This is a genomic window from Mycobacterium sp. RTGN6, assembly GCF_033804605.1.
In the GTDB taxonomy this organism is placed as follows: domain Bacteria; phylum Actinomycetota; class Actinomycetes; order Mycobacteriales; family Mycobacteriaceae; genus Mycobacterium.
The window spans coordinates 159,059-179,742 of the sequence record NZ_JAPZKZ010000013.1; the positions used below are offsets into that span (position 1 = coordinate 159,059).

Below are 20,684 nucleotides of genomic sequence, written 5' to 3' on the forward strand. Positions count from 1 at the left end.
ATACTGAACCGGTGGATCCCATCGAGCGTGTCTCATCTCGCGAGGTGTACCGGAATGCGTGGATGATCCTGCGCGAGGACGACGTCCGCCGGCCGGACGGCAGCCTCGGCATCTACGGGGTGGTCGACAAGCCGACGTATGCACTGATCGTCGCTCGGGATGGCGACCGGTTCCGACTCGTCGAGCAGTTCCGCTATCCGATAGGGATGCGGCGCTGGGAGTTTCCGCAAGGCACGGCACCCGGCACCCTCGACGGGGACGAACCGCCGCCAGCGGAACTCGCCGCCGCCGAACTCCGCGAGGAGACGGGCCTGCGCGCCGAGTCGATGGAGGTGCTTGGTCAGCTGGACGTCGCACCCGGGATGAGTAGTCAGCGCGGCTGGGTGTTCCTCGCCACCGGGATCACCGAGGGTGAGCACGAACGCGAGGCCGAGGAGCAGGACATGCACAGCGAGTGGTTCTCCGGTGCGCAGGTCGAGGCGATGATCCTCGACGGCACCATCACCGACGCGCAGACCATCGCCGCGTGGACGCTACTGCGGCTCGCCGAACGGGACCGTCGAGCCGATCCGGGATGAGCGCTCCCAGGCGCGTAGGCGCGCTACTGGTCGTCGCGGTGCTCGCCGTCGCCGCGTGCGGGCAAGCGCCGCGTGACGGGGCATCCACAGTTGAGCGCTCCGTGAGACTCCCACCCGTCGCCGGCGGCTTCGACTATCAGCTCGGCGGCTCCTACGACACGAAGGACGTGGCGGTCATCGTGCGCGGCGAGTCGGCACAACCGTTGGCCGGGGGCTACAACGTGTGTTACGTCAACGGGTTTCAGACACAGCCGGGCGACGGTGAGAACTGGCTGCAGCATCGCGGCACCGCAGTGCTGCGCGACGGCCACGGCGCTGCAGTAGTGGATCCGGACTGGCCCGACGAGTACGTCCTCGACCCGTCGACACCAGCTAAGCGCCAGGTCATCCTCGACGCAGTCGGTCCGCTCATCGCCAGCTGCGCCGACAAGGGCTTCGACGCGGTCGAGCTCGACAACTTCGACACCTTCACGAGGTTCCGCGACGCGGATACCGGCCACATCGAGGAGCAGGGGGCCTTCGAGCTCGCACGCTCGTATACGTTGCTGGCCCACGCCGAAGGCCTTGCGATCGGTCAGAAGAACGCGGCAGAGTCGGCCGATCGTGGTCGCCACGAGGTGGGGTTCGACTTCGCCGTCGCCGAGGAGTGCTCGGCCTTCAGCGAATGTGGGCTCTACCGGCGGGCGTACGGGCCGCACGTGCTTCAAATCGAATACACCGACAACCTGCCTCAGCCCTTCGCCGCCGTCTGCGCATCGCCCGACCGCGCTCCGCAGATCGTCCTGCGCGACCGTGACCTCGTTGCGCGCGGTGCCGTGGGCTACGCCTACGAGCAGTGCCGTTAGGCGGGCGCCAACCCTGGGACTTATGCATGACAATTCAGGCATAAGCCTTGACGCGGGTGGTGTTGAGCCCAAGTATGGTCCCTATGCGTGAAACTTCAGGCATAGAAGCGCCGGCCATGCAGTTTGCGACGAACCCCCAACCGTCAGCGCTCTTATGCCGGAAAAATCACGCATAAGGAGAAGAATGGCGGAACCGCGCAGGACCAACCCCTCCCCCCGATCTCCTATGCCTGAAATAACACGCATAGGGGCTACCTTCGCCGCCAGGCGGATACAGCTGGGCCTGACACAGCACCTGCTGGCTGATCTTGCGGGCGTCTCCAGATACAGCGTCCAAGCACTCGAGTACGGCACCGGATCCGTCAAACTTGGATCGATCATCCAGCTCGCGGAGATCCTGGGACTCCGACTCGATGTCGCCCCCACTGACGGCGCCGCCCAATGACCATCGATTCCGATGGCCTCGACCTCCGCACTGTCGGCGATGCGGACGTGTACCTCGACGACGACGTCGTGGCCAGCCTTCGGCGGTTGCCTGGCGACGAGATCGGCTTCAGGTACCGCACATCGTCGCCCGAGCCGGGACGGTCGGTCCGCGACCGCTCGGTTTCGTGGTCGCTGCCCGTCGACGCCGACCAACCCGTCGTCACCACCGGAGGGGCGGTTCCACCGTTCTTTGCCGGTCTGCTCCCCGAAGGTATCCGGCTAGGCATCGTCACGACGTCGACGAAGACCTCGACCGACGACCACCTGACTCTGCTCCTGGCCATCGGCGCCGACACGATCGGCAACGTTCGGGTACTGCCCGCGGGCGCCGCGCCCCCCGCGCGACCGCCAATGTTCGTGCCGGAGCGCGATTCCGACTTTCGGGCGGTCTTCCAACGCCTCACCGGCTCGGTAGAAGCCGACCCCGTCGGGCTGCCCGGCGTACAACCCAAGGTAAGCGCAGCGATGTGGTCGACGCCGGCCACCACCATGTCGGGGCCCGCCATCCTGAAGTTGAACCCGCCGACGGGGTTTCCGCGACTCGTCGAGAACGAACACTTCTTCATGCGAATGGCACGCGACTGTGGAATCCGCACCGCCAGAACGCGATTGCTCCACGACGCCGAAGGGCGTAGCGCGCTGCTAGTGGACCGATTCGATCGCAAGTACGACGTCCGCGTGCCCCAGGAGGATGCGTGCCAAGTTGCCGGGCTGTATCCGGCCTCGAAGTACCGCATTCACATGGAGACCGCGCTCACCACACTCGCCGATGCGTGCGCGCGCGGCGGTGGATCACGCGCAACGGCGCTGCTCGAGCTGCTGCGAATCGTGGTGTTCTCGTGGGTGATCGGCAACGGCGACCTGCACGGCAAGAACCTGTCCATCTTCGCCGCGCAGGGCTTTTGGCAACCGACGCCCGCCTATGACCTGCTGACCACCCAGCCATACACCGGTTGGAAGGACCCGATGGCGTTGACGCTCTACGGCCGGGCAGACAAGTTGAACCGAGCTCACTTCATCGAGGCGGGCGACCGTTTGGGCCTTCGTGAGCGTGCGGTGTCGCGGATGCTGGATGCCCTGGTCGATGCGGCTCGACGATGGCCGGACCGCTGCGGGGACGTCGGTTTCCCCTCGCGGCAAACCGAATTGCTCACCGACATGCTCGACACCAGGATCTCGACCCTGACCTGACGGGTGGGTCACCCCTCTTCGCCGAGCCTGCGGGGAGATCGCGACTTCACGGAATTTTGCGATCTGTGCGCAGTCTCGGCGAAGGGGGGCTACCGAGAGGAGAGACACGATGACCGCGGCATACGGAATGATGGCGATGATGCCCATCCTGTTCGCCAGCGCCGGCTACGTCCTCGTGTCAGCGGAGGGTAAGGGCGAGGGGAAGGGTCGCCAACGCGATGAGTGACGAAAGTGCCATCCGCGAGCTGGTCACCAGTTGGGTCGACGCGGTCGCCTCGCGCGACCTTGACGGTGTCGTGGCGCACCATGCCGAGGACGTCGTCATGTTCGACGTGCCGCCGCCGCACCGCGGGATCCGTGGCATCGTCGACTACCGCGACAGTTGGGCGCCATTCTTCGAGTGGCAGCGAAGCGAAAACGCGATCTTCGAATTGGTCGAACTCCACGTCGAGGCCAGCGCGGACGTCGCGTTCGGCTACGCGCTGCTGCGCTGCGGTACGGCCGCCGACTTCGAGGCCAACCCCGACAACCGGTTGCGGATCACCGTCGGGCTGCGCAAGATCGGCGACCAGTGGACCGTCGTGCATGAGCATCATTCGTTCCCGATGCTCTGACGCCGAGCCTGCGGGGAGATCGCGATTTCGCGTAATTTTGCGATCTGTGCGCAGTCTCGGCGAAGGGACTACCGCCGCTCGGCGAGCGCGCGGAGGAAGAACGTCAGGTTGGCGGGCCGCTCGGCAAGGCGCCGGACGAAGTAGCCGTACCACTGGGTGCCGAACGGCACGTACACCCGAACGTGGTTGCCTTCGGCGACCAGTCGGCGCTGCTCGGCGTCGCGAATGCCGTACAGCATCTGGTACTCGAAATCGTCCACGCCACGGCCGAATTCGTCGACAAGCGCCGGGACGGCCGCGATGATCTCCGGATCGTGTGAGGCCACCATCGGGTACCCGTTGCCCGCCATCAGCACCCGCAGGCAGCGCAGGTAGGAGTCGGTGACCTCGGCTCGCTCGCGGTAGGCGACCGACGCGGGCTCGTCATAAGCGCCCTTGCACAACCGGATTCGCGCACCGGATGCTGCGAACTCCGCACAGTCCGCCTCGGTGCGCTTGAGGTATGCCTGCAGCACGGTACCCAGCGACCCGAAGTCGGCGCGCAGTTCGCGCACGATCGACAGCGTCGAGTCGGTGGTGGTGTGATCCTCGGCGTCGACGGTGACCCACGCACCGACGTCGCGGGCCTTGGCGCAGATGGCGTGGGCGTTCTCCAGCGCGATCTTCTCCCCGTCGCGCGGGAGCGCCTGACCCAGCGCCGACAGCTTCAGCGACACCTCGAGCGGGCGAGGTCCGGCGGTGGGCTCGGTTCGCCGGGCTAGCGCGTCGAGCAGTTCGAGGTAGGCCGCCATGGTGGCGTTGGCCGCGTCGGCGTCGGTCACGTCCTCACCGAGGTAGTCGATGCTCACGAAGCATCGCGACTCCCGCAGCGTCGCAACCGAAGTCAAGGCGTCGGCGACGGTCTCGCCGGGGACGAACCGGTGCACGACGTCGCGCGTGACGGGTAGCCGCTCCGCCATGTGGCGCAGACCGTGTGATCGGCTGGCGGCGAGGATCGCGGGCCGGGCCACCTTGTCGAAGACGCTGGGCATCAGGGCTCCATGTGGAGGTAGGTGTGGTTCGTGGGCGGGACGAACGTCTCCTTGATCGACCGCGGCGACGTCCAGCGCAGCAGGTTGAGCGGGGAGCCGGCCTTGTCGTTGGTGCCCGACGCGCGCGATCCGCCGAACGGCTGCTGGCCGACGACCGCCCCGGTGGGCTTGTCGTTGACGTAGAAGTTTCCGGCCGCGTGGCGCAGCCGGCGTTCGGCGTCCAATACCGCCGATCGGTCGTCGGCGATCACCGCGCCCGTCAGCGCGTACCTGGACCCGGCGTCGACGACCCCGAGTACGTCGGACCACCGGTCGTCGTCGTAGACGTGCACCGCGAGGATCGGCCCGAAGTACTCGTCCCGGAACGCCTCGTCGGTCGGGTCGTCGGACAGCAGCACCGTCGGACGCACGAAATAGCCTTCTGCGTCGTCGTATTCACCGCCGACGGCGATGGTGACGCCAGGCGCACTCTTGGCGCGCTCGATGGCTTTCACGTTCTTGGCGAACGCGCGAGCGTCGATCAGCGCGCCGCCGTAGTTGGACAGGTCGGTGACGTCGCCGTAGGTCAATGCTTCAGTGGCGGCGAGGAAGTCGTCGCCCATCTGGTTCCAGACGGACCGCGGGACGAACGCCCGCGAGGCCGCCGAGCACTTCTGGCCCTGGTAGTCGAAGGCACCGCGAATCAACGCGGTGCGCAACACATCCGGGCGGGCCGACGGGTGCGCCAACACGAAGTCCTTGCCGCCGGTCTCGCCGACGAGACGCGGGTACGTGCGGTACCGATCGATGTTGGTGCCGACCTCACGCCAGAGGTGCTGGAACGTCGCCGTCGATCCGGTGAAGTGGATGCCGGCCAGCCGCGGGTCGGTCAGGACGACGTCCGAAACCGCGTAGCCGTCGCCGGTGACCAGGTTGATGACTCCGGGCGGCAGCCCTGCGGCCTCGAGTAGCTGCATGGTGAGGTACGCCGAAAACGTCTGCGTGACGGACGGTTTCCACACCACGGTGTTGCCCATCAGGGCGGGCGCGGTGGGCAGGTTGCCTGCGATGGCGGTGAAGTTGAACGGTGTGATCGCGTAGACGAAGCCTTCGAGCGGGCGGTAGTCGGTGCGGTTCCAGACCCCTGGGCCGCTGACCGGCTGTTGTGTGTGGACCTGCCGCGCGAACGCGACGTTGAACCGCCAGAAGTCGACGAGCTCGCACGCGGCGTCGATCTCGGCCTGGTAGGCCGTCTTTGACTGACCCAGCATCGTCGCGGCGGCGAGCTTCTCCCGCCACGGCCCGGCGAGCAGGTCGGCCGCCCGCAGGAACACCGCGGCCCGCTCGTCGAACGGGGTGGCCTCCCAGTCGTCCCTGGCTGCGACGGCGGCCTCGACCGCGGCGGCGGCTTCGGCGTGCCCGGCGTTGGTGAGGGTGCCGAGCACGGCGGCGTGCCGATGCGGCTGCACCACGTCGATGCGTTCACCGGAACCCATCCGGTGGGCACCGCCGATGACGTGCGGGAGGTCGATGGCGTCGGCGGTCAGCGCGTCGAGCGCCGCGGCCAGGCGGGTGCGTTCGGGAGATCCGGGGGCGTAGTCGTGAACCGGCTCGTTGACCGGCATCGGCACATGGGTGATCGCGTCCATGCCATTAGAGTCTCGCGCGCCACCCGTCCAACCTTTGGCTGATCCGACAAGACTTGATGGCACTGCTAGTAGGATCAGCCAACATGAAGTCCGTCGGCGTCGGCCTCGGTCAATTGCTGTTGGCGCTGGACGCCACCATGGTCAGCTTGGTCGACGCCCCGCGCGGACTCGATCTCCTGGTGGCGTCGGCGGCCTTGATCGACGCCGACGACGTACGGCTCGGCCTTGCCGCCGGGGCCGGGGCTGCGGACGTGTTCTTCCTGCTCGGCGTCGACGAGCCCGACGTGCTGACGTGGCTCGACGAGCAGACGACCCGGCGCACCCCGGCGGCGATCTTCGTCAAGGAGCCGTCGGACGCGGTGGTGGCCCGGGCGGTGAGCGCGGGTACGGCGGTGGTCTCCGTCGATCCGCGCGCCCGGTGGGAGCGGCTGTACCGGCTCGTCGACCACGTCTTCGAGCATCACGGCGACCGGACCGATCCGCTGTACGACTCCAGCACCGACCTGTTCGGGCTCGCGCAGTCCATTGCCGACCGCACCCACGGCATGGTCAGCATCGAAGACGTGCAATCGCACGTGCTGGCGTACTCCGCATCCAACGACGAGGCCGACGAACTTCGCAGGCTGTCGATCCTCGGGCGCGCGGGGCCGCCCGAGCATCTCGCATGGATAGGCCGCGCTGGCATCTTCGACGCACTCCGGGCGAGCGGTGACGTCGTCCGCGTCGACGAACGACCCGAACTCGGGCTGCGTCCGCGCCGAGCCGTCGGGATTCACCTTCCCGCAACGGGTCGCCGCCGGGGCCCCGAGTTCGCGGGCACCATCTGGGTCCAGGAGGGGTCACGGCCCCTGGCCGACGATGCGGACGACGTGCTGCGCGGTGGTGCGGTGCTGGCCGCCCGGATCATGGTGCGTCTGGCCGCCGCCCCGTCGACGCACGCGGTGCGGGCGGCCGAACTGCTCGGGCTTCGCGAGACGGAGACCGAGGTACCCGACATCGCGCGGGAGCTCGGCATCGCCACCGATGGGCGAGCCTCGGTCGTCGGCGTCGAGGGTACCGACGGGGCACCGTCGCGACTGGCGGACGTACTGGCGTTGAGCGCCAGCGCCTTTCGGCCCGACGCGCAGGTCGCTACCCGCGGGCAACGGGTATACGTGTTGTTTCCGCACACGGGCAAGGTCGGCTCGGTCACGTCGTGGACGCGCGGCACGATCGGCACTCTGCGCAAGGAGCTCGGGCTCGACCTGCGCGCCGTGATCGCCACCTCCGCAACGGGATTGGCGGCCGCCGCGGGCGCGCGTAGCGAGGTCGACCGAGTGCTCGACAGCGCCGCCCGTCACCCAGGGGCGTTTGGTCGAGTCACATCGCTGGACGAGGCGCGGACCACGGTGCTGCTCGACGAGATCGTCACGATGGTGGCCGCGAATCCGCGGCTGATCGACCCGCGCGTCGGTGACCTCGATCCGTCGCTCAGCGAGACCTTGCGCGCCTACCTCGACAGCTTCGGCGACATCGCTGCGGCGGCACAGTGGCTGCACGTGCACCCCAACACGGTGCGCTACCGGGTCCGCCGCCTCGAGCAGACGCTCGGTACGTCGCTGGCCGATCCCGACGTACGACTGCTGCTTTCGCTGAGCCTGCGGGCCACGGCGTGAACTTCGTGTCCACCGATCGGTGGACACGAAGATTCAGCCTTGCGGTCGTCGCGGTGGTGCGCCACGACGACGAAGATCGACCCATGAGCGAAGTCACGTCAGTCATTCCCCGGTCCGAACAGCCCGACCATCCGTTTCTGAGTGGTAACTACGCACCCGTCCGCGAGGAGCTCACGGCCACCGACCTTGCGGTGAGCGGGACGATCCCCGACTACCTCGATGGCCGCTATCTACGGGTCGGGCCCAATCCGCTACGCGATCCGGATCCAGATCGCTACCACTGGTTTTTCGGCGACGGGATGGCGCACGGCCTGCGTCTGCGGGACGGCAAAGCGCAGTGGTACCGCAACCGGTGGATCCGCTCCGCAGCGCTGTCTCGCGCGCTCGGCGAGCCCTGGCCCGGCGGCCCGCATTTCGGCGGCTTCGACTTCGCGGGCAACACCAACATCGTCGGGCATGCGGGTCGCACCCTCGTGCTCACCGAAGCCGGTGTCCGCCCATACGAACTCACCGACGAGCTCGAGACCGTCGGCGGGTCGGACTTCTGCGGAACGTTGTTCGGCGGGTACAGCGCGCATCCCAAACGCGACCCGGAAACCGACGAGCTGCACGCCGTCTCGTATCACCCCATGCGCGGCAACAAGGTTCAGTACACGGTTACCGGCACCGACGGGCGGGTTCGCCGCACCGTCGACATCGCGTTGGACAGCCAGACGATGATGCACGACTTCTCGCTCACCGAGCGCTTCGTCGTCATCTACGACATGCCGGTGACACTGGACTTCGGCACCATGGTGAAGAACAAGCCCGGACGTTCGTTGGCAGAGTTGGTCAGCCGCTTCGTCGCCCGCCACTCCGCACCGGATTTCGTGCTTCGGGCGGCCATGCGGGGCTCCGAGCGCAGTGCCGCTCCGTCCGGCATGCCCTATCGCTGGACACCCGAGAAGATGGCGAGAGTGGGCGTGATGCCGCGCGAGGGCACGGCCGCGGACATGCGTTGGTTCGAGGTGCCTCAGTGCTACGTCTTCCATCCGCTCAACGCATTCGACGACGGTGACCGCATCGTGCTCGACGTCGTGCGCCACCCGTCGGTGTTCACCACCGGACGACGGCTCTTCGAGCAGCCCACGCTAGATCGGTGGATCGTCGACCTTTCCACGGGCAAGGTGACCGAGCAGCGTCTGGACGACCACGGACAGGAGTTCCCGCGGGTCGACGAACGCCTCGTCGGCCGGCGCCACCGCTTCGGGTACACCGTGGGTCACACGACGACGGCCGAATCGGGGGCACCGGACGCCATCTTGCGACACGACCTGCTCAACGGCGAGACGCGCCGCATCACCTTCGGGACCGGCCGCGAACCGGGCGAGTTCGTCTTCGTCCCGTCCGCACCGGATGCGGCCGAGGACGACGGTGTCGCAATGGGCTTCGTCTACGACCGCGGCGCAGATCGCAGCGACCTGGTACTCCTGGACGCCCAGACCCTGGAGACCGTCGGCACGGTGCACCTCCCTGCGCGGGTACCGCACGGATTCCACGGCAACTGGGTCCCCACCCAGGGCTAGCATCGCCGAATGAGCCCAGCTCAGGACGGGACGCGCTCGCGGACGGGAAGCGAGTGGACCTGGCTGTGGGAGGCGTACATCGTCGGGTTGTGCGTGGCGGCGATCGCGGCGGTGGTGCTGCTCGACGAACGCTTCCCCGGGAACGTCCCGCTGGCGGTCGCGGCGCTGGCCGGGATCGCGGTGTGCGTGCTCGGGTTTCGCCAAGTGATTCGGGCGCTCGATCGACGCGCATACCTCGTGCTCGGTGCCGTCATCGGGTTGTGGATCGCCGCCTTGTGGGCATCACCGATCGCCGTCGCCGCGGCACCCGCGCTCTACCCGTTGATGTTCGCCACCCTGCCGCTCGGGGCGGCACTGGTCGGCATCACGGCAGTCAATCTCCTCCCACTCGCCGTCGCACTGGCCTTGCACGGAACGCATTGGCCGAATCTTCCGCTGGCCATTGCCATTACCGCGATCGGAGTGGTGGCGGCTCCGATCATCGGAACGGTGATCGTCACGTCGATGGAGCAACGCCGCAGACTCGCCGCCGTGATCGTCGAGCTCGCGTCGAGCCGCGCGGAGGCCTCTCGGCTGTCCCGGGAAACCGGTGTCGCAGCCGAGCGGGAACGCCTCGCACGGGAAATCCACGACACCTTGGCGCAGGGCTTCACCAGCATCGTGACCCTCGCGCAGGCGGTGAGGGCCGAAGTCGATGCCGACCCGGCCGCGGCCAGCCGTCACCTCGAACTCATCGAAACGACCGCACGCGAGAACCTCGCCGAAGCCAGGGCAATGGTGACGCAGCTGACGCCAACCGCGCTGAGCGGTGCGACGTTGCCCGCGGTGATCCGCCGTCAGTGCGAAGCGTTCGCAGCCGAAACCGGCATCGAGGTCACGATGAACTCAGCCGGCGTCATCCCATCGCTCGGCATGGCGACCGACGTCGTACTGTTGCGCGCCGCGCAGGAGGCACTGGCCAACGTGCGCCGCCACGCGGACGCCACGATGGTGCACGTCGACCTGATCAACTCCGGCAGTGCCGTCCGACTGTCGTTGTCGGACAACGGCATCGGGCTCGACGACCAACACGTCGATGGCTTCGGACTGCGCGGCATGCGCGGGCGGGTGGCGCAGGCCGGCGGCACGATGTCGGTCGGGCCGACTCCCGGCGGCGGGCTGACGGTTGCCGTGGAGGTGCCCGCATGACGACGGTGATGCTCGTCGACGATCATCCGGTGGTGCGCGAGGGGCTGCGCGGGATGCTCGACGCCGAACCCGATCTGGACGTAGTCGGTGAGGCCGGGTCCGGTGCGGAAGCGGTCGCGATGGCCGAGACATTGTGCCCCGATGTGATTCTCATGGATCTGCGCATGCCCGACGTCGACGGCGTCACCGCCACCGAACGCATCCTTCGACGGACGCCGAGCGTGCGCATCATCGTGGTCACCACCTACGAAACCGACACCGACATCCTGCGCGCGGTCGAAGCGGGCGCGGCCGGATACCTGCTCAAGGACGCCTCCCGCGCCGAACTGGCGGACGCCGTGCGCGACGCCGCAAAGGGCAGGACGGTGCTCTCGCCGACAGTGGCCGACCGCCTCGTTCACCTCGTGCGCAAACCCTCGCCGACCACCTTGTCGGCACGCGAGCTCGAGGTGCTCGACCTCGTCGCCCAAGGCAACACCAATGCGGACATCGGACGTCAGTTGCACATCAGCGAAGCCACCGTGAAGACGCACCTGCTGCGGATGTTCAACAAGCTCGACGTGTCGGATCGCACGGCGGCGGTGACCACCGCGATGTCCCTCGGGCTGCTCAATCGGTAGCAGTGAGCCGGGCAGCGGCCGCGTCGATCCGCTCGTCGGTCGCGGTCAGCGCGATCCGGACGAAGTCGGCACCTCGCGGCCCGTAGAACTCGCCCGGCGCGACCAGGATCCCGCGGTCGGCCAGCCAGGACACCGTCGCGCGGCCGGGCTCGTCGCGAGTGGCCCACAGATACAGCCCCGCCTCGGAGTGCTCGACGGTGAAGCCCGCCCCGCGGACCGCCGCCAACAGCACGTCGCGCCGACGCGCATACCGCCGCTTCTGATCCAGTTCGTGCGCGTCGTCGTCCAGGGCGGCCACCATCGCGGCCTGCACCGGGGTCGGCACCATCATGCCCGCGTGCTTGCGGACGGCGAGCAATTCGGCGACCACGGCAGGATCGCCCGCGACGAAGCCAGCCCGGTACCCCGCCAGCGAGGACGTCTTCGACAGCGAGTGAATGGCGAGCAGTCCCGTGTGGTCGCCGTCGGACACCGCAGGATGCAGCACGGAGACCGGCTCGGCCTCCCAGCCCAGCCCCAGATAGCACTCGTCCGACGCAACCAGCACCCCTCGCTCGCGCGCCCAGCCCACCACCTTGCGGAGATGCTCGACGCCCAGCACCGCGCCCGTCGGGTTGCTCGGGGAGTTGAGGTAGACGAGCCGCGGTGTGCGCGGGCCGATTTGGGTCAACGAATCCGCACGAAGGATCTGTGTGCCCGCGAGCCGCGCCCCGACGTCGTAGGTCGGGTAGGCGAGTTCGGGCACCACGACGGCGTCGTCGCCTGCGAGCCCCAGCAGGGTCGGCAACCACGCGATGAGTTCCTTGGTGCCGATGACCGGTAGTACCGCGTCGTCGGCGAGCCCGGTGATGCCGTACCGACGGCGCAACGCACCGGCGGCCGACGCACGCAGTTCCGCAGTGCCTGCGGTGGTCGGGTATCCGGGGGCGCTGCTGGCCGCCGAGAGGGCGTTACGGATGACGGGGGCGACGTCGTCCACGGGGGTGCCGACCGACAGGTCGACGATGCCGCCGGGATGCGCCCGCGCGCGGGCCGTCGCATCGGCGAGCGTGTCCCAGGGAAAGACCGGCAGTGACGCCGAGACGGACCTGGGCGTATCTACTCCTCGCCCTGCGGGGCCAGGTCCTTCACGGCCTGCGGGTCGTTGTCGGTTTGGCCGACCTTGGACGCACCGCCGGGGGAACCGAGTTCGGTGAAGAAGTCGGCGTTGTGCTGCGTGTAACCGCTCCACTGATCGGGGACGTCGTCCTCGTAGTAGATCGCCTCGACCGGACACACCGGTTCGCAAGCACCGCAATCCACGCACTCGTCGGGGTGGATGTACAGCATGCGTGCGCCCTCATAGATGCAATCGACAGGGCACTCCTCGATGCAGGCCTTGTCCTTGATGTCGACGCAGGGTTCGGCAATCGTGTACGTCACTGAAAGTCTCTCCTGTCCAGTGGGGCGGCTGGGCTGTGCTCGTGGTCGGGGCTTCCGCGAAGTCGTCCACGATGCGCAGCCAGTATGAGGTGCGCAAAGTAGGACGCCTGTCTCAGTGTGCCCTAACTTTCCACGCCACCCCGGTAAGGGTGGCGCGTAGTAACTGATACTAGACGTTGCATATACAAGCCGCTAGTCGCCGCGCCGCCATTTGCGCGCTCCACCGTGCAACTAGTTGCATAGGACCCGCGGTAGCACTTACGCTGCTGCCGTGGCCCTCCCCCACGCAATCCTGGTGTCGCTGTGCGAGCAATCCGGCTCCGGATACGAACTCGCCCGTCGGTTCGACCGGTCGATCGGCTACTTCTGGGCGGCGACGCATCAGCAGATCTACCGCACGCTGCGAACGATGGAAGCCGACGGCTGGGTCAGCGTCGACGTGGTCGCGCAGACGAGCAGGCCCGACAAGAAGGTCTACGACGTCACCGACGACGGTCGGGCGGAACTCACCCGGTGGATCGCCGAGCCGCTGTCGGGCCGTGGCAGCGCCGTTTCCGACGGACGCACCCGCGAATTGGCGGTCAAGATCCGTGGCATCGCCTATGGCGACCCGTCGGCGCTGGACGCACTGCGCACGCAGGTGGGGACCCTGCGCAGCGAGCGCGCCGAACTGCTGGACACCTACCGAGGTTTCGAGAAACGCCAGTTCCCCGACCCGTCGGCCCTGCGCGGTGCCGCGTTGCACCAGTACCTGGTGTTGCGCGGTGGCATCCGCGCCGAAGAGGGTTCGGTGGATTGGCTCGACGAAGTGCTGGCTGCGTTGGGAGCGGCCACCGCGGTTGGAGGAGACAGTGCGTAGCCCCTATCCAAACCTCTTGTCCCCCTTGGATCTCGGATTCACCACCTTGCGCAACAGGGTCGTCATGGGGTCCATGCACACCGGCCTCGAGGACCGGTCGCGCGACATCGATCGGCTGGCGGCGTACTTCGCCGAACGCGCCCGGGGTGGCGTCGGGTTGATCATCACCGGCGGCTACGCGCCCAACCGCGCAGGCTGGCTGCTTCCGTTCGCCGCGCAAATGGTGTCGTCGTCCGAGGCACGCAGACACCGTCGCGTCACCTCGGCCGTGCACGCCGAGGGCGGCAAGATCCTGCTGCAGATCCTGCACGCGGGCCGCTACGCGTATCACCCGTTCTCGGTGAGCGCGTCGTCGATCAAGGCGCCCATCAACCCATTCCGGCCACGCAAGCTGAGCTCCCGCGGCGTCGAGGACACCATCGACGACTTCGTTCGCTGCGCGCTGCTGGCACGCGAGGCCGGCTACGACGGCGTCGAGGTCATGGGCAGCGAGGGATATCTGCTCAACCAGTTCCTGGCCCCGCGCACGAACAAGCGAAACGACGCGTGGGGCGGTACGTCGGAGAAGCGCCGGCGGTTCCCCGTGGAGATCGTCCGCCGTACCCGCGAAGCGGTCGGGCGCGACTTCATCATCTGCTACCGCATGTCGATGGCCGACTACGTCGAGGACGGCCAGAGCTGGGACGAGATCGTCGCGCTGGCAACCGAAGTCGAGACAGCAGGCGCCACCATCATCAACTCCGGGTTCGGCTGGCACGAGGCGCGGGTGCCGACCATCGTGACGTCGGTGCCGAACAGCGCATTCGTCGACATCAGCAATGCCCTGGCCGAACACGTCGAGATCCCGGTCGTCGCGTCGAACCGGATCAACATGCCGCAGGCCGCCGAGCGGATCCTCGCCGACGGGCACGTCGCGCTGATCTCGATGGCGCGCCCCCTGCTGTCGGACCCCGAGTGGGTGAACAAGGCACACGCCGACGCCGCCGATGACATCAACACGTGCATCGCGTGCAACCAAGCGTGCCTCGACCACGCGTTCGTCCACAAGACCGTGTCCTGCCTGCTGAACCCGCGCGCGGGCCACGAGACGAAACTCGTACTGAAGCCCCCGCGCCGAACCAAGCGGGTAGCGGTCGTCGGCGCCGGGCCTGCGGGCCTGTCCGCTGCCGTGACCGCCGCCGAACGCGGGCACGCGGTCACGCTGTTCGAGGCAGGCACCAGCATCGGCGGCCAATTCGACTTGGCCAGAAGGATTCCCGGCAAAGAGGAGTTCAGCGAGACCATCCGGTACTACACCCGCATGCTCGACAAGCACGGGGTGGACGTTCGGTTGGGCACCCGCGCGACCGTCGCCGAACTGTCCGGGTTCGACGACGTGGTGCTGGCGACCGGCGTGACTCCGCGCATGCCCAACATCCCCGGCATCGACCATCCGATGGTGCTGTCGTACTCCGAGGCGATCCTCGGCAGGCCCGTCGGCAAGTCCGTCGCGGTGGTCGGCGCGGGGGGCATCGGGTTCGACGTCAGTGAGTTCTTGGTGACTTCGCCGGCGGAGCCGGCAGACGGCATCAGGTCGCCTCAACATCTCAAGGAGTGGAAGGCCGAGTGGGGCGTGGCCGACCCGCAGGACGCCCGCGGGGCGCTCACCACGCCAATCCCGTTGCCGCCGGCCCGCGAGGTGTATCTACTCCAGCGGACCAAGGGACAGCAGGGTAGAGGGCTCGGCAAGACGTCGGGCTGGGTACACCGCGCGTCGCTGAAGGCAAAGGGCGTGCAACAGCTTTCGGGTGTCAACTACGAACGCATCGACGACGCTGGGCTGCACATCAGCTTCGGACCCCAGCACACCGACGCGCGCGTGCTCGGTGTCGACAACGTCATCATCTGCGCGGGCCAGGAGTCGGTGCGCGAGCTCGAGGAAGCATTGCGTGGCAACGGGATCGAGCCACACGTCATCGGCGGAGCCGCCGTTGCGGCCGAACTCGACGCCAAGCGCGCCATCCGCCAGGGCACGGAACTAGCCGCCCGGCTGTAGCACGCGCGAACGTGACGCCAGCGTCGCGACCGCGTGGGCGCGTGACGCTGGCGTCACGTTCGACGAAGCTCAGGCCTGCTTGAGCGCCTCGATGTCGAGCGTGATGGTGACCTTGTCGCCGACCACGGCGCCACCGGTCTCCAGCGGCATGTCGATGTCGATGCCGAAGTCCTTGCGGTTCAACACCACCGACGCCTCGAAGCCAGCGACCTCGCCGTGGCCCATGCCGGGGTTGACGCCGTTGAACTCGAGCTTCAGTTCGACGGGCTTGGTGATGCCCTTGAGCGTGAAGTCACCGGCGAGCACGTAGTCGTCGCCGCTGGAGACCACCGCGGTCGAGACGAACGTGGCGGTCGGGTACTTCTCGGCGTCGAAGAAGTCGGCCGCCTTGAGGTGCGCGTCGCGCTGCTCGTTGCCACTGTCGAGCGAGTCGACCGCGATCTCCGCAGTCACCGTCGGGGTGCCGTCCTCGGCGACGACGACCGCGCCGCTGAAGTTCCGGAAGTTGCCACGCACCTTGCTCACCACTAGGTGGCGCACTGAGAAGCCGATCGACGAGTGCACGGGGTCGATGGCCCAGGTCCCGGTGGTCAGGTCGGTGGCTACTGCTGCGGTCATGTCGATGTCTCCTTGGCTTCGGACGCCGACGTCGGCGGCGCCTCACCAATGCAAACGGACCATAGTCCGCATTTGTTCCGGACTGCGGTCCGAATTTCTGCGGGAAGCTCAGTCGGTCGGTCGCGGCTGGTAGCGGCCGCCGTAGACCGGCAGGTCCAGCCGACACGACGTCTCGAGCTGGTGCCACATGCGGTTCAGGCCAAGCGTGCCGTACTCACGGACGCGGTCGACGGCGCCGAAGTCGATCACGTCGGTGATGATCTCCTCACCCGAGCCCGCCTGGTAGCGGACGTTGCCCTCCGGGTCGATGATGACGCTGCGGCCGAGGCCAGCAGGCCCCGGCGCGTTGATGGACAGCACGTGGAGCTGGTTCGCGATCGCGTTGGCGCGGGCCAGGACGAGCTCGACCGAACGGTCCGAGGACGTCGTGAACACCGGCTGGATCACGGCCTCGGCCCCCATCCATCCCAGCTGACGGAACATCTCCGGGAACGCCCCGTCGTGGCAGATCGCCAACCCGAGCCGTCCGACGTCAGGAATGTCGAAGACGACGGCCCGGTCACCTGGGATGGTGTCCTCGAAGGGCAACCACGGGAAGCACTTTCGGTAGCTGGCCACCAATTTGCCCTCAGGCGACAGCACCACCGCGGTGTTGTAGGTGCCCTCCGCCGTCCGCTCGTACATGGTGCCAGGAACAAGCCACATGTCGTACTCGCGGGCAATGTCGCCGAGCGCATCGGTCAAGGGCCCCGGTATCTCCTGCGCAAGCGCGGCGGAGTCGGCCGCGACGGCGAAGGGGCCGCCCTCGGCCATCAGGTACACCTCGGGTGCGATCACCAGCCGCACCGAAGGATGGATGCGCCGCACGGTGGCGACCTGGTCGCGGAAGCGCTCGAGCGTCAGCTCCGGATCGTTGACGACGGGCGATACCTGCAGCGCCGCGAAGGGCAGACACCTCGTGTTGGTTCCCATGCAGACATTGGAACTCGTGGCGCGGCGTTCGGCAGCGGACTCAGCGCACGCCCCATACCGACTGCGCGCCGGAGTCACCGATCCGTACCACGCCGACGATCGACGACACCCCGATCACGACGGCGAGCACCGCGGCGACCACCGCCAGCGCGCGCTTGGGCTCGGACGACTTCGACTCCGTCCAGTGCTGAAAGGCCTGGAGAATCGCGACGATCAGCAGCCCGACGGCGAAGTAGATCATCCACCCACCGCGTCCCGCGTGAGTGTCGAGGATCGGGGCATGCTGCGAGCTCTGCTCGTATAGCCATTCGCCGGCCGATGCCGTCAGCGGCGTCAGCACGGTCACGGCGGCCGCCAGCGCCAACACCAGCCACACCAGTCGCCGCCGCGCCGCGGGCCAGAGCGCGCACAGGATCTCCAGCGCAGCCGTCAGCGGGGCGAGCACGACGATTCCGTGCACGAGCAGGGCGTGGGCGGGCAGTCCGAAGACGGTGGTCATGGCGCGCTCCTGGGCCGAGGACGGCGATGGTCGGTACTTCGACGCGCCCAGCGTTGCACTCTGCACGGCGCGAGCGCGCGCAAATGCACGCAATCCATCGGCGTGTCGCGTGCAAACACGCGCGCTCGCGGGGAAGGAGGGTCTCGCGGGGAAGGAAGAAGGGCTCAGGCGGCGAGCGGCGCGTAGGTGGTGGTGCGCTGGCGCGCGGGACGCCCGATGCCCTCGGCGATCGCGACGAGCTCCTCGACGGACTTGGCCGAGCCGTTCTCCGAGCCCGCCATCCGCGAGATCGTCTCCTCCATCAGAGTCCCGCCGAGGTCGTTGGCCCCACCGTTGAGCATCACCCGAGTGCGCTCGACGCCGAGCTTCACCCAGCTAGTCTGGATGTGATCGATCCTGCCGTGCAACATGATCCGCGCGAGAGCGTGCACGGCGCGGTTGTCGCGGTGGGTCGGACCCGGCCGTGATCCACCGGCCAGGTACAGCGGCGAGGACTGATGGACGAACGGCAGCGGGACGAACTCCGTGAAACCACCGGTGCGGTCCTGGATGCCGCGCAACACGTTGAGGTGGCCCACCCAGTGGTGCGGTTGGTCGACGTGGCCGTACATCATGGTCGAACTCGACCGCAGCCCGACTTCGTGCGCCGTGGTGACGATCTCGATCCACGCCGACGTCGGCAGCTTGCCCTTGGTCAGCACCCATCGGACCTCGTCGTCGAGAATCTCCGCCGCGGTGCCGGGAATGGAGCCAAGCCCCGCCTCGCGGAGGCTGGTCAACCACTCGCGAACACTGGTGCCGCTCTTGGTGACACCGTTGGAGATCTCCATCGGGGAGAACGCGTGTACGTGCATCGACGGCACCCGTGCCTTGACCGCCCGGACCAAGTCGGCGTAGCCGGTGACGGGCAACTCGGGGTCGATGCCGCCCTGCATGCACACCTCGGTGGCGCCCACCAGGTGCGCCTCGTAGGCCCGCTCGGCGACGTCGTCGGTCGACAACGAGAATGCGTCGGCGTCACCCTTGCGCTGCGCGAACGCGCAGAACCGGCAGCCCGTGTAGCAGATGTTGGTGAAGTTGATGTTGCGGTTGACGACGTACGTGACGTCGTCGCCGACCACGTCGCGCCGCAGCGAATCCGCCAGTGCCGCAACGGCATCGAGGGCCGGACCGTCCGCCGTCGCCAACGCGAGGTACTCGTCGTCGCTGCAGCCGGCGGGGTCCCGCTCGGCAGAGCGCAGGGCCGCGAGCACGTCGGTGTCGACGCGCTCCGGCGCACGGGCGGCAAGCTCGTTCACCTTCTCGCGGATGGACTCCCAGTCGCCGAAGGCACTGTCGAGGTCGCTGCGGGTCTCGGTGAGCCTGCCCTCGCTGTCGATCGCCGTGTGCAGATCGGTTCGACCTAGCGACTCGGTGGCCTCGTCGGGCTCCTGCCACGGCAGCCCAGCGGGATTCACGTCAAGCGCGTATCCGGTTTCGGGGTCGGCCAGCGCGGTGACGTGCGCCCGCACCCGTGGGTCGATCCACGCCGCGCCGGCCTGCACGTACTGCGGTTGGGCGGTCAGCCGCTGCACCAGGTCGTAGCCGGCCTCGGCCGTGACGTCGGCGAGTTCTTCCAACGCGGGCCACGGCCGCTCGGGGTTGACGTGGTCCGGCGTCAGCGGCGACACGCCGCCCCAGTCGTCGACGCCCGCGCCGATGAGCGCCAGGCACTCGTCGCGCGACACCAGATTCGGTGGGGCTTGGATGCGCATCTTGGGGCCGAGCACCAATCGCGTCACCGCGATGGTGGCTAGGAAGTCATCGAGGCCCGTGTCTGGAACGCCGGCCATCGCCGTGTGCTCCTTGGCCCGGAAGTTCTGCACGATCACTTCCTGGACGTGCCCGAACTCCTTGTGCGAGCGCCGGATTGCGTGCATGGTCTCGGCACGCTCGGTCAACGTCTCGCCGATGCCGACCAGCAACCCGGTGGTGAACGGGATGGCCAGCCGGCCCGCGTCGTCCAACGTGCGCAGTCGTACGACGGGGTCCTTGTCGGGGCTGCCAAAGTGCGCCAGCCCCTTGGTCTCGAAGAGCCGCCGCGACGTCGTCTCGAGCATCATGCCCATCGACGGCGCGACGGGCTTGAGCCGCGATAGCTCCGACCAGCTCATCACGCCGGGGTTCAGGTGCGGCAGCAGCCCCGTCTCCTCCAGCACGCGGATCGCCATGGCACGGACGTAGTCCAGCGTGGAGTCGTAGCCACGCTCGTCAAGCCACTGCTGGGCTTCGTCCCAGCGTGTCTCCGGGCGGTCGCCAAGAGTGAAGAGTGCTTCCTTGCAACCCAACTCGGCACCGCGCCGGGCGACGTCGAGGATCTCGTCGGGCTCCATGTACATGCCCTGGCCCGCGGCGCGCAGCTTGCCGGGGACGGTGACGAACGTGCAGTAGTGGCAGGTGTCGCGGCACAGGTGGGTGACGGGGATGAACACCTTGCGCGAGTAGCTGACCGGTAGTCGGCCCGTGGCGCCGCGGCGACCCGCCGCCTCGAGGCCCGCGTCGCGCACGCGGGCGGCGCTCGCACACAGATCGAGCAGCTCGTCACCGCGGGCGGTCATGGCGATCGCGGCCTCGTCGACGTTGAGCGCAACGCCGTCGCGGGCGCGGCGCAACACACGTCTCAACGCTGCCGGGCCTGGCACTGGAAGCTTCGGTGGAACCACCGGGTCGGGCAGGGCAGTGCCGCGTTGCGGGTTCAGAGCCACTCCCCCGTAACCCCGACGTTGACGAGAATCATCCGCATGTCTCACTATCTGAAACCACTGCGCCTGCCATAGAGGTCACAGTAGTCCGAGCCGCTCGCGCCGATGCGGGCCATCTCCCCACGACGGCCCTGACG

General features: G+C 68.0%; 19 protein-coding genes. 11 read left to right on the forward strand and 8 right to left on the reverse strand.

Going from position 1 to position 20,684, the window contains the following annotated elements; translation table 11 throughout:
• The first annotated feature begins 11 nt into the window (after nt 1–11).
• The 5 genes from SLQ33_RS28305 (at nt 12) to SLQ33_RS28325 (ending at nt 3,714) form a co-directional block, all read left to right on the forward strand.
• Entirely contained in the window at nt 12–578 is a 567-nt protein-coding gene (locus SLQ33_RS28305) for an NUDIX hydrolase (protein ID WP_319457230.1), read from the forward strand.
• A complete protein-coding gene (locus SLQ33_RS28310; RefSeq protein ID WP_319457231.1) occupies nt 575–1,423 on the forward strand; it encodes an endo alpha-1,4 polygalactosaminidase in 849 nt (282 codons plus the stop codon). Before SLQ33_RS28305 ends, SLQ33_RS28310 begins: the two co-directional genes overlap by 4 nt.
• A 226-nt stretch (nt 1,424–1,649) precedes the next feature.
• A complete protein-coding gene (locus tag SLQ33_RS28315; RefSeq protein WP_319457232.1) occupies nt 1,650–1,868 on the forward strand; it encodes a helix-turn-helix domain-containing protein in 219 nt (72 codons plus the stop codon).
• Nucleotides 1,865–3,100: a type II toxin-antitoxin system HipA family toxin gene (locus SLQ33_RS28320; RefSeq protein WP_319457233.1), complete on the forward strand. Its 1,236-nt coding sequence runs from the start codon at nt 1,865–1,867 to the stop codon at nt 3,098–3,100. Before SLQ33_RS28315 ends, SLQ33_RS28320 begins: the two co-directional genes overlap by 4 nt.
• Nucleotides 3,101–3,318: 218 nt before the next feature.
• The gene (locus tag SLQ33_RS28325; RefSeq protein WP_319457234.1) at nt 3,319–3,714 is read left to right on the forward strand and encodes a YybH family protein; all 396 of its coding nucleotides are present in this window, start codon (nt 3,319–3,321) and stop codon (nt 3,712–3,714) included.
• Between the two features lie 68 nt (nt 3,715–3,782).
• Here SLQ33_RS28325 and SLQ33_RS28330 read toward each other — a convergent pair whose 3' ends face one another.
• Both SLQ33_RS28330 and pruA read right to left on the reverse strand, forming a co-directional pair.
• Nucleotides 3,783–4,745: a proline dehydrogenase family protein gene (locus tag SLQ33_RS28330; protein WP_319457235.1), complete on the reverse strand. Its 963-nt coding sequence runs from the start codon at nt 4,743–4,745 to the stop codon at nt 3,783–3,785.
• On the reverse strand, nt 4,745–6,373 hold the full coding sequence (gene pruA / locus SLQ33_RS28335; protein ID WP_319457236.1) for an L-glutamate gamma-semialdehyde dehydrogenase: 1,629 nt from the start codon (nt 6,371–6,373) through the stop codon (nt 4,745–4,747). The genes SLQ33_RS28330 and pruA overlap by 1 nt, the downstream gene beginning before the upstream one ends.
• Nucleotides 6,374–6,456: 83 nt before the next feature.
• Between pruA and SLQ33_RS28340 the strand changes: the two genes are divergently transcribed.
• From SLQ33_RS28340 to SLQ33_RS28355, 4 genes are all read left to right on the forward strand, one after another.
• Nucleotides 6,457–8,028 (forward strand): PucR family transcriptional regulator, encoded by a 1,572-nt coding sequence (locus tag SLQ33_RS28340; protein ID WP_319457237.1) that lies wholly within the window; start codon nt 6,457–6,459, stop codon nt 8,026–8,028.
• Between the two features lie 83 nt (nt 8,029–8,111).
• Nucleotides 8,112–9,593, forward strand: a complete 1,482-nt coding sequence (locus SLQ33_RS28345) for a carotenoid oxygenase family protein (protein WP_319457238.1) — start codon at nt 8,112–8,114, stop codon at nt 9,591–9,593.
• Between the two features lie 9 nt (nt 9,594–9,602).
• Nucleotides 9,603–10,781 carry a sensor histidine kinase gene (locus SLQ33_RS28350; RefSeq protein WP_319457239.1) on the forward strand — a complete coding sequence of 393 codons (1,179 nt, stop codon included), beginning with the start codon at nt 9,603–9,605 and terminating at the stop codon, nt 10,779–10,781.
• A complete protein-coding gene (locus SLQ33_RS28355) occupies nt 10,778–11,401 on the forward strand; it encodes a response regulator transcription factor (protein ID WP_319457240.1) in 624 nt (207 codons plus the stop codon). The genes SLQ33_RS28350 and SLQ33_RS28355 overlap by 4 nt, the downstream gene beginning before the upstream one ends.
• On the opposite strand, the gene dapC is transcribed toward SLQ33_RS28355, so the two are convergent.
• Nucleotides 11,391–12,473 carry a succinyldiaminopimelate transaminase gene (gene dapC, locus SLQ33_RS28360; RefSeq protein ID WP_319457312.1) on the reverse strand — a complete coding sequence of 361 codons (1,083 nt, stop codon included), beginning with the start codon at nt 12,471–12,473 and terminating at the stop codon, nt 11,391–11,393. The two genes, SLQ33_RS28355 and dapC, sit on opposite strands and share 11 nt — an antisense overlap.
• Nucleotides 12,474–12,499: 26 nt before the next feature.
• Nucleotides 12,500–12,823 carry a ferredoxin gene (fdxA, locus tag SLQ33_RS28365; protein ID WP_319457241.1) on the reverse strand — a complete coding sequence of 108 codons (324 nt, stop codon included), beginning with the start codon at nt 12,821–12,823 and terminating at the stop codon, nt 12,500–12,502.
• Between the two features lie 271 nt (nt 12,824–13,094).
• On the opposite strand from fdxA, the gene SLQ33_RS28370 reads away from it, so the two are divergent.
• Together SLQ33_RS28370 and SLQ33_RS28375 are read left to right on the forward strand one after the other, a co-directional pair.
• The gene (locus tag SLQ33_RS28370) at nt 13,095–13,682 is read left to right on the forward strand and encodes a PadR family transcriptional regulator (RefSeq protein WP_319457242.1); all 588 of its coding nucleotides are present in this window, start codon (nt 13,095–13,097) and stop codon (nt 13,680–13,682) included.
• A complete protein-coding gene (locus SLQ33_RS28375; protein WP_319457243.1) occupies nt 13,675–15,717 on the forward strand; it encodes an NADPH-dependent 2,4-dienoyl-CoA reductase in 2,043 nt (680 codons plus the stop codon). Before SLQ33_RS28370 ends, SLQ33_RS28375 begins: the two co-directional genes overlap by 8 nt.
• 69 nt (nt 15,718–15,786) lie before the next feature.
• On the opposite strand, the gene SLQ33_RS28380 is transcribed toward SLQ33_RS28375, so the two are convergent.
• The 4 genes from SLQ33_RS28380 to SLQ33_RS28395 all read right to left on the reverse strand — a co-directional run bounded on the left by SLQ33_RS28380 (nt 15,787) and on the right by SLQ33_RS28395 (nt 20,550).
• Entirely contained in the window at nt 15,787–16,335 is a 549-nt protein-coding gene (locus SLQ33_RS28380; protein WP_319457244.1) for a YceI family protein, read from the reverse strand.
• A gap of 108 nt (nt 16,336–16,443) precedes the next feature.
• Complete coding sequence (locus SLQ33_RS28385) at nt 16,444–17,307, reverse strand: carbon-nitrogen hydrolase family protein (protein WP_319457245.1); 864 nt, start codon at nt 17,305–17,307, stop codon at nt 16,444–16,446.
• Nucleotides 17,308–17,347: 40 nt separating this feature from the next.
• Nucleotides 17,348–17,806, reverse strand: a complete 459-nt coding sequence (locus tag SLQ33_RS28390) for a DUF2231 domain-containing protein (RefSeq protein WP_319457246.1) — start codon at nt 17,804–17,806, stop codon at nt 17,348–17,350.
• A gap of 164 nt (nt 17,807–17,970) precedes the next feature.
• The gene (locus SLQ33_RS28395; protein WP_319457247.1) at nt 17,971–20,550 is read right to left on the reverse strand and encodes a bifunctional FO biosynthesis protein CofGH; all 2,580 of its coding nucleotides are present in this window, start codon (nt 20,548–20,550) and stop codon (nt 17,971–17,973) included.
• Nucleotides 20,551–20,684: the final 134 nt, after the last annotated feature.

Coding starts and splice junctions, on each gene's coding strand:
- pruA (WP_319457236.1), bottom strand. CDS start 6,373: ATGGACGCGATCACCCATGTGCCGATGCCGGTCAACGAGCCGGTTCAC.
- SLQ33_RS28340 (WP_319457237.1), top strand. CDS start 6,457: ATGAAGTCCGTCGGCGTCGGCCTCGGTCAATTGCTGTTGGCGCTGGAC.
- SLQ33_RS28330 (WP_319457235.1), bottom strand. CDS start 4,745: ATGCCCAGCGTCTTCGACAAGGTGGCCCGGCCCGCGATCCTCGCCGCC.
- SLQ33_RS28320 (WP_319457233.1), top strand. CDS start 1,865: ATGACCATCGATTCCGATGGCCTCGACCTCCGCACTGTCGGCGATGCG.
- SLQ33_RS28380 (WP_319457244.1), bottom strand. CDS start 16,335: ATGACCGCAGCAGTAGCCACCGACCTGACCACCGGGACCTGGGCCATC.
- SLQ33_RS28390 (WP_319457246.1), bottom strand. CDS start 17,806: ATGACCACCGTCTTCGGACTGCCCGCCCACGCCCTGCTCGTGCACGGA.
- SLQ33_RS28315 (WP_319457232.1), top strand. CDS start 1,650: ATGCCTGAAATAACACGCATAGGGGCTACCTTCGCCGCCAGGCGGATA.
- SLQ33_RS28310 (WP_319457231.1), top strand. CDS start 575: ATGAGCGCTCCCAGGCGCGTAGGCGCGCTACTGGTCGTCGCGGTGCTC.
- SLQ33_RS28345 (WP_319457238.1), top strand. CDS start 8,112: ATGAGCGAAGTCACGTCAGTCATTCCCCGGTCCGAACAGCCCGACCAT.
- SLQ33_RS28355 (WP_319457240.1), top strand. CDS start 10,778: ATGACGACGGTGATGCTCGTCGACGATCATCCGGTGGTGCGCGAGGGG.
- SLQ33_RS28350 (WP_319457239.1), top strand. CDS start 9,603: ATGAGCCCAGCTCAGGACGGGACGCGCTCGCGGACGGGAAGCGAGTGG.
- SLQ33_RS28385 (WP_319457245.1), bottom strand. CDS start 17,307: ATGGGAACCAACACGAGGTGTCTGCCCTTCGCGGCGCTGCAGGTATCG.
- SLQ33_RS28325 (WP_319457234.1), top strand. CDS start 3,319: ATGAGTGACGAAAGTGCCATCCGCGAGCTGGTCACCAGTTGGGTCGAC.